We start from the raw sequence: 9,030 nt of genomic DNA on the forward strand, positions 1-9,030 counted from the left end.
CCTGGAAGCCATTAACTCAGCCCCGCACCAGCTCTATATCAGCTATATTGGTCGGACAATTCAGGACAATTCAGAACGTTTTCCTTCGGTGCTGGTGAGCGAGCTGGTGGAATATATCGGGCAGAGCTTCTGCCTGCCGGAAGACCAGCAAAGCGACGTGGATACCAGCGCAGCGAAGGTTATCGCGCATCTTCATCACCTGCACAGCCGCATGCCGTTTGCGGCGGAGAACTTCCTGCCGCAGGCGCGGTATCAAAGCTATGCGGCGGAATGGCTGCCGGCGGCAAAGGCGAGTGGCGTGCCGCATCCGCCTTTTATGCAGCCGCTGCCGGAAGCCAATATTACCGAACTTAACTTTGACCAGCTGCTGCGTTTCTGGCGTCATCCGGTGCGTGCTTTCTTCAGCCAGCGTTTAGGCGTCAGCTTCAGTGCAGAAGATATGGAACTGCCGGATGCGGAACCTTTTACTCTTGATAACCTCAGCCGCTATCAACTCAATACCCAGCTGCTGAACACCCTGATTGAAGGCCAGCCGGGCGAGCCGCTGTTCGATCGGCATCGCGCGGCGGGCAATCTGCCGTATGGTGCCTGGGGTGAACTGTTCTGGCAGGAGCAGCTGGGAGACATGGCCGAACTGGCCGGGGTGGTGCGAGAGCAGCGCAAGGATGCGGTTAGCCAGGAAATCAATCTTCAGGTGGGGGGGCTTCAGCTGAGCGGCTGGTTGCCCGCCGTACAGGACGATGGCCTGCTGCGCTGGCGGCCTGGCCACCTTAACTTTACCGACGGGCTGGCGCTGTGGCTGGAACACCTGGTCTACTGCGTGCTGGGCGGCAGCGGCGCCAGCCGCATGTACGGCCGTAAAGAAAGCCGCTGGTGGTTCCCGCCGATCGGGGCCATTGAGGCCAGCGGCTGGCTTGAGCGTTATATAGAAGGCTATAAAGCCGGCATGTGCGCGCCGCTGCTGCTGCTGCCCAAAACGGGCGGTGCCTGGCTGGAAGCCTGCTATGACGAAAAAGCGGCAGCGATTTCTTATGACGAGGCGACGCAGGTCAAAGCGCGTAATAAGCTGTTGCAGGCCTGGCAGGGGAATATGCAAACAGAAGGTGAGGGCAGCGATCCTTACCTGGCAAGGCTGTTCCGCACGCTGGATGAGGCCACGCTGGAGCAAATCACCCATCAGGCTGAAGTCTGGCTGCTGCCGCTGCTGCGGATGAATGACATTAACTGAGACATCCTGTAGTGTTACTTTATAACCCCACTTCGCTTTTTTCTGTCCGCTCTAAGCCAGCGGAATCTTTAGGGTCGTCGTTTCGCTGTCGCCGCGCGCGCGCAGAAAGCACGTTAGATTGTCGAGGAGTTTGAATGCGTCGTTATGCAGTCCGGTTCACCACGCTGTTTCTACTTTTTACCTTCTGGAGTCCGTTGAGCCAGGCACAGTCAGGCTGGCAGCCGATCCCTGAAGCGATCCGTAAAAGCGAAAAGGATCCGCGCCAGTATCAGGCGATCAAACTCGATAACGGCATGACGGTGCTGCTGGTTTCCGATCCGCAGGCGACAAAATCGCTGTCGGCGCTGACGCTGCCCATAGGTTCGCTGGATAACCCACGTAATCAGCAGGGACTGGCGCACTACCTTGAGCATATGTTGTTGATGGGCTCAAAGCGCTACCCGCAGCCGGACAATCTGGCAGAGTTCCTGAAAAAACATGGCGGTAGCCATAACGCAAGCACGGCGTCCTACCGTACGGCTTTCTATCTGGAAGTGGAAAACGATGCGCTGGCACCGGCGGTGGATCGCCTGGCGGATGCGATTGCCGAACCGCTGCTGGATCCGGTTAATGCCGATCGTGAGCGCCATGCGGTCAATGCAGAGCTGACAATGGCGCGCTCGCGTGACGGCTTGCGTATGGCGCAGGTTGGCGCGGAAACGCTGAATCCCGAGCACCCCAGCTCCCTTTTTTCCGGCGGCAATCTGGACACGTTAAAAGACAAACCGGACAGCAAGCTGCACGAGGCGTTAAAAGATTTTTATCAGCGTTACTACTCGGCCAACCTGATGAAAGCGGTGATTTACAGCAACAAGCCGCTGGCAGAGCTGCAAAAAGTGGCTGCCGACACCTTTGGCCGGGTGGAAAACCATAACGCGACCGTCCCGGCGATTACCGTGCCGGTAGTGACGGATCGGCAGAAAGGGATTGTGATCCACTACGTGCCGGCCCAGCCGCGCAAGCAGATCAGGATTGAGTTTCGCATCGACAACAACAGCGACCAGTTTCGCAGTAAAACCGACACGCTGATTGCTTATCTCATTGGCAATCGCAGCAAGAACACGCTTTCCGACTGGCTGCAAAGCCAGGGCCTGGCGGATTCCATTGATGCTGGCGCCGATCCGGTTATCGATCGCAACGGCGGCGTCTTTTCCATTTCCATCTCGCTGAACGATCGAGGGCAGGCGAACCGCGACCGGGTTGTCGCTGCCGTGTTCAGCTACCTGAACAAGCTGCGTAACGAAGGCATCGACAAGCGCTATTTCGATGAGATGGCGCACGTGATGGATTTGGACTTCCGCTATCCGTCGATCACGCGCGATATGGACTATATCGAATGGCTGGTTGATACCATGCTGCGTGTGCCGGTTACCGATACGCTGGTCGCCCCTTATATCGCCGACCGCTACGATCCGCAGGCGATCAAAGCGCGCCTGGAGGGGATGACGCCACAGAATGCGCGGATCTGGTTTATCAGTCCAAACGAGCCGCACAATAAGGTCGCCTATTTCGTCAATGCGCCTTATCAGGTCGACCGTATTAAGCCGGAACGTTTTGCCGCCTGGCAGGCAGAAAGCGCGACTATCTCGCTTGCGCTTCCGACGCTGAATCCTTACATCCCGGATGATTTCACGCTGATCAAACCGGCTTCGCAGCCTGACCGTCCGCAAACGCTGGTTAACCAGCCGAACCTGCGCGTGTTCTATATGCCAAGCCGCTTTTACGCGGACGATCCCAAAGCCGCGATAACGCTGGCGCTGCGTAATAAAGAGGCAATGAGCACGGCAAAAAATCAGGTACTGTTTGGCATGAACGACTACCTGGCGGGACTGGCGCTGGACGAGCTGAATTCGCAGGCTTCAGTGGGCGGTATCAGTTTCTCGACCAGCGAAAACGACGGCGTAACCTTTAACGCCAGCGGCTTTACGCAGCACCTGCCCGCGTTAATGCAGGCGCTGCTGAAGCAGTACGCCAGCTACCAGCCGACGCAGCAGCAGCTGGATCAGGCAAAATCCTGGTATCTGGAGCGTCTGGAGTCTGCCGAAAAAGGCAAAGCTTTCGAGCTGGCTATTCAGCCCGCGCAGATGCTGTCGCAGTTGCCCTATACCCAACGTAGCGAGCGCCGGAAACTGGTGGCCGGTATTACGCTTTCCGATCTGAAAAACTATCGCAGTATGCTGCTGGAAAAAGCGACGCCGGAACTGATGGTGGTGGGTAATATGACGCCAGAAAGCGTCAAAACGCTGGCAACCACGCTAACAGCGCAGCTTAATTGTGAAGGGCAGAACAGCTGGCACAGCGATTATCTGGCGGTAGAGAAAGCAGCTAACGTCAATCTGCAGAAGGTTGGCAGCAGCACCGATTCTGCGCTGGCAGCGCTGTACGTACCGCTCGGTTACGAAGAGTTCGACAGCATCGCCAGCAGCAGTATGCTCAGCCAGATTGTGCAGCCGTGGTTTTATAACCAGCTGCGTACCGAAGAGCAGCTGGGTTATGCGGTGTTCGCCTTCCAGATGCCGGTTGGACGGCAGTGGGGCATCGGCTTCCTGCTGCAAAGCAACGTTAAGCAACCCGCTTATCTGCTGCAACGCTTTGAGGCTTTCTATCCGACAGCGGAAAAGCGCCTGCGCGAAATGAGCAAAAAGGATTTCGTCCAGTACCAGGCAGCGATGATCAACGAGTTAAAACAGCGCCCGCAAACGCTGGATGAAGAGGCGGGACGCTACAGTAAAGATTTCAACCGGCAGAACTACCGTTTCGACACGCGTGAAAAAGTGATCGCCCGCATCCAGGCGCTGACGCCTGAGAAACTGGCCACCTTTTTCCACGATGCGGTAAGCAAACCGCAGGGGCTGACGCTGCTGTCACAGATCTCCGGCAGCCAGCACGGCAAGGCTGACTATGCCGATCCTGCAGGCTTTACCACCTGGCAGGAAGTCTCAAAACTACAGCAATCTTTCCCGGTGAAAAGCGATAAATGAAGGTACAGCGTCTCGATCCCCTGACGCTGCCGCTGAAAGGCGAAAGGCTGATAGAAGCCTCGGCGGGTACGGGGAAAACCTTTACTATCGGCCTGCTCTACCTGCGTCTGCTGCTGGGGCTGGGTGGGGAAGCCTCGTTCGGACGACCGCTGTCCGTTGAGGAGATCCTGGTGGTCACCTTTACCGAAGCGGCCACTGCAGAGCTGCGCGGCCGCATCCGTGAAAATATTCACAAGCTGCGTATCGCCTGCGTTCGTGGGTACACGACTGACACCGTGCTGGCGCAGCTGCTGACGGAAGTCGACGACCTGACGCAGGCGGCTGCACAGCTGCTGGCCGCCGAGCGGCAAATGGACGATGCCGGGATTTTTACTATCCACGGCTTCTGCCAGCGTATGCTGAACCTGAATGCTTTTGAGTCAGGGATGCTGTTTGAGCAGCAGCTGATTGAGGATGAATTTCCGCTGCGCCGTCAGGCCGCTGCCGACTTCTGGCGGCGCTATTGCTACCCGCTGCCGCTGCCGATAGCGCGGGTAATGACCCAGCTGTGGCAGGGACCAGAGCAGCTGCTGACCACGCTGCTGCCGTGGCTGAACGGTGAGGCGCCCGCGCTAAAATATCCGCTCGATCTGCAGGAAACGTTTGCCGAGCGTCACGACAAAATTATCGCGCAAATCGACGGGCTGAAAGCGGCCTGGCTGGCGGCCGATAATCTGCACGATCTGATCGCACAGTCGGGCGTAGACAAGCGAAGCTACAGCAGTAAGCACTTGCCTAACTGGCTGAATAAGCTCAACGAGTGGGCCATGGCGGAGACGCTGGACTACCTGTTCCCTAAAGAGCTGGAACGCTTTGGACAGCGCGTACTGCATGAAAAAACCAAAAAAGGCGAGCCGCCGCAGCATCCGCTGTTCGACGACATCGACCGTTTTCTGGCCGAGCCGCTGTCGCTGCGCGATCTGGTGATTGCCACCGCGCTGGAAGAAATCCGTCAGGCCACCCAGAAAGAGAAGCGGCAGAATGCGCTGCTGGGATTTGACGATTTACTGCAACGCCTTGACCACGCGCTACGGCAGCCGGGCGGCGACGCACTGGCACAGGCGATCAGAACCCGCTATCCGGTCGCGCTGATAGATGAGTTTCAGGATACCGACCCGCAGCAGTACCGCATTTTCCAGGGCATTTACGGCCAGCAGCCTGACAACGCGCTGCTGCTGATTGGCGATCCTAAACAGGCTATCTATGCTTTTCGCGGCGCGGATATTTTTACCTATATGAAAGCGCGTAGTGAAGTCAGTGCTCACTATACGCTGGAAACTAACTGGCGTTCATCGCCGACGATGGTTAACAGCGTTAACCAGCTTTTCTCCCGGCTGCAGGATCCCTTCCTGTTTAGCGAAATCCCTTTTATTCGCGTTGAGCCCGCCGCGCCCAATGCTGCACTGAGCTTCACCGTTGAGGGCAAAGAGCAGCCCGCGCTGCGCTTCTGGCTGCAGCCGGGCGATGGCGTTGGCGTGACGGAATACCAGCAATTTATGGCGCGCCAGTGTGCGGCGGATATTTGCTACTGGCTAAGCGCGGGCCAGCAGGGCACCGCGCAGATTGGTAAGGGCGACGAGTTGCGGCCGGTGCAGGCTTCGGACGTGACCGTGCTGGTGCGCAGCCGCAGCGAAGCCGCGCTGGTGCGGGAAGCGCTCAATGCCCTGAATATTCCATCGGTCTATCTTTCTAACCGCGACAGCGTATTTGCCACTCCGGAAGCGCGTGAAATGCTGTGGCTGCTTCAGGCCGTGCTGGCACCGGAGCAGGAGCGCATTTTGCGCAGCGCGCTCGCCACCAGCATTTTCGGTCTGGATGCACCGACCCTGCAGGATCTGAGCGAAGACGAACGCAAATGGGATGCGCTGGTGGATGAGTTTGACCACTATCGCCAACGCTGGCTGAAGCGTGGCGTCCTGCCTATGCTGCGCGAACTGATGGTAAACCGGCAGATCGCAGAAAATCTGCTGGCTTCTGAGAACGGCGAGCGCCGCCTGACCGATCTGCTGCATCTGGGCGAGCTGCTGCAGGAAGCCTCCGCGTCGCTGGACAGCGAGCACGCGCTGGTGCGCTGGCTGGCGCAGGAGGTGGCACAGCCCAACGGGCAGGCGGCTAATCAGCAGCTACGGCTGGAGAGCGATCGCCATCTGGTGCAGATCGTCACTATCCATAAATCAAAAGGCCTGCAATACCCGCTGGTATGGCTGCCCTTTGTCGCCAATTACCGTGAAGCAGCGACAGGCATCTATCACGACAGGCAAAATTACCAGGCGCTGCTGGATCTGCGCGAGGACGAGGAAAGTCTCGAACTGGCCGAACAGGAGCGCCTGGCCGAAGACTTACGTCTGCTTTATGTGGCGCTAACGCGTTCCGTTCATCACTGTAGCGTGGGCGTGGCGCCGCTGATCAAAGGTAACCGCAAAAAAGAAGGCAACAGCGATTTGCACCGCAGCGCGCTGGGCTGGTTGTTACAGCGAGGCGAACCAGCCGACGCCGCAATGCTGCGCGAGCAGCTGCTTTCGTTGCAGAATGAAGCGACAGAGACCGTGCTGGCCGGGAAGCCGGAAAGCCAGCCCTGGCAGCCGCAGCCGCATGCTCTGCACGCCCTGAGCAGTAAAGCGATAGCACGCAAGCTGCGTGACGAGTGGCGGGTAACCAGTTATTCCGGCCTGCAGCAGCATGGTCATACCGCCACGCTGGATCTGCTGCCGCGCCTCGACGTAGACGCAGCGGGCGAGGCACAAAGCCAGCAGGCTGCGCAATTGACGCCGCACACTTTTCCCCGCGGCGCGGCGCCGGGAACCTTTCTGCACGGCCTGTTTGAAAACCTCGACTTTACCCAGCCGGTAGATGATGCCTGGCTGAGCGAACAGCTGGCCGGTCAGGGGCACGACCTGGCCTGGCTGCCGGTCATGAAACAGTGGCTGGAAAACGTGCTGACGACGCCGCTGAATGAAACCGGCGTCAGCCTGAGTCAGCTACCGGCGGAAAGCCGTCAGGTTGAGCTGCAATTTTATCTGCCCATCAGGCAAATGCTGATGGCAGAAAAGCTGGATCGGCTGGTTCGTCATTACGATCCGCTCTCTGCCGGCTGCCCGCCGCTTCAGTTTCAGCAGGTGCAGGGAATGCTGAAAGGCTTTATCGATCTGGTCTTTTGCTGGCAGGGAAAATATTATCTGCTGGATTATAAATCCAACTGGCTGGGCGAGTCGGGCGACCATTACACGCCGGAAGCGATGGCGGAAGCGATGCGGGCGCACCGCTACGATCTGCAATATCAGCTTTATACATTGGCGCTGCACCGTTATTTGCGTCATCGTCTGGCTGATTATGATTATCAGCGCCACTTTGGCGGCGTTATCTATCTTTTTCTCCGCGGCGTGGACGGCACGGCGCGTGAAAACGGTATCTTCCGTACCTGTCCGGAAGCGGCTTTCGTGCAGTCGCTGGATGCTTTATTTGCCGGGGAACCTCAGGAGGAACTATGGCCATAGCGCAACTGCTGCTGTCCGCCTGCGAGGCGCGACTGTTGCGTCCGCTGGACGTACAGTTCGCCCACATGGTAGCGGGCAACGACCATCCCGCGCTGATGCTGGCTGCCGCCTGCGTCAGCGCGGAAGCGGGCGAGGGGCACGTCTGCCTGCCGCTGGCGCACCTTAGCGAAGCGCTGCTGTTTGGCGGGCGTCATCCTGAACTGGCCAGCCAGCTGTGGCAGGCCGTCGGCGAACCGGACTGGCACGCTTTGCTGACTTCGGCGCAGGCCGTGGGCGACGGCAGCACGGCGACGCCGCTGGTCCTGCATCAGCAGCGCCTCTATCTGCATCGTATGTGGCAGTCGGAAGGGCAGGTGGCGCGGTTTATCGTGCGCGAGGCTCATACTGTTTTCGACGAGCAGCGGCTGCGCAGCGCGCTCGACAGGCATTTTGGCGATCGGCCGGATAACTGGCAGAAAATCGCCGCGGCTGTGGCGATCACCCGACAAATAGCGGTGATCTCCGGCGGGCCTGGAACGGGAAAAACCACCACGGTAGCCAAACTGCTGGCTACACTGCTGGAGCTTTCCTCTGGCTCGCTGCGTATTCGGCTGGCCGCGCCGACGGGCAAAGCGGCGGCACGGCTGACCGAATCGCTGGGCAAGGCTCTGCAGCGGCTTGAAGTCAGCGAGACAGAAAAAAAGCGCTTTCCTGCTGAGGCCACCACGCTGCATCGCTTGCTTGGCGCAGTGCCGGGCAGCCAGCGAATGCGCTACCACGCGGGCAATCCTCTGCATCTGGATTTGTTGGTGGTGGATGAAGCCTCAATGGTTGATTTGCCAATGATGGCGAGCCTGATCGCCGCGCTGCCACCGCACGCCAGGGTGATCTTCCTGGGCGATCGCGATCAGCTTGCCTCGGTGGAAGCGGGGGCCGTGCTCGGCGATATCTGCCGCTGCGCGGAGTCTGGCTACAGCAGCCAGCGTGCGGAGATGCTGATGCGCCTGACCGGCTGTGAGATTGAGAGTCAGGAGGACAGGCAAGCGCCGGCGGTACGCGACAGCATTTGCCTGCTGCGTAAAAGCTATCGTTTTGACGCTTCATCCGGTATTGGCCAGCTGGCGCTGGCGGTTAATGCGGGCGACATCCGTCAGGTTGAAAAGGTATTTAACGCGGACTTTGCTGATATCAGCCGCTTTACGCTAAGCAGTAGCGCAGAGTATCAGCATCTGTTGGACGCCAGCGTGGCGGGCTATCGTGACTACCTTAA

Annotated in this window: 2 protein-coding genes and 2 pseudogenes; all 4 read left to right on the plus strand. The window is 58.7% G+C overall.

Going from position 1 to position 9,030, the window contains the following annotated elements; all coding sequences use genetic code 11:
* Positions 1-1,228: pseudogene (gene recC / locus RTK32_RS12020) on the plus strand (exonuclease V subunit gamma); the annotation flags it as partial.
* Between the two features lie 134 nt (positions 1,229-1,362).
* Entirely contained in the window at positions 1,363-4,248 is a 2,886-nt protein-coding gene (gene ptrA, locus RTK32_RS12025) for a pitrilysin (protein WP_312044229.1), read from the plus strand.
* Positions 4,245-7,781, plus strand: coding sequence for an exodeoxyribonuclease V subunit beta (recB, locus tag RTK32_RS12030; RefSeq protein ID WP_312044230.1), 3,537 nt, complete (start codon positions 4,245-4,247; stop codon positions 7,779-7,781). The genes ptrA and recB overlap by 4 nt, the downstream gene beginning before the upstream one ends.
* A pseudogene (gene recD / locus RTK32_RS12035) lies at positions 7,772-9,030 on the plus strand (exodeoxyribonuclease V subunit alpha); the annotation flags it as partial. The gene recB and the pseudogene recD, both read left to right, overlap by 10 nt.

Origin of the sequence: Erwinia sp. (genome assembly GCF_031978025.1) — a bacterium.
GTDB lineage: Bacteria > Pseudomonadota > Gammaproteobacteria > Enterobacterales > Enterobacteriaceae > Erwinia.

What these genes read in the sequence shown, in the direction of transcription:
- recB (WP_312044230.1), top strand. Translation starts at nt 4,245, where the DNA reads ATGAAGGTACAGCGTCTCGATCCCCTGACGCTGCCGCTGAAAGGCGAA.
- ptrA (WP_312044229.1), top strand. Translation starts at nt 1,363, where the DNA reads ATGCGTCGTTATGCAGTCCGGTTCACCACGCTGTTTCTACTTTTTACC.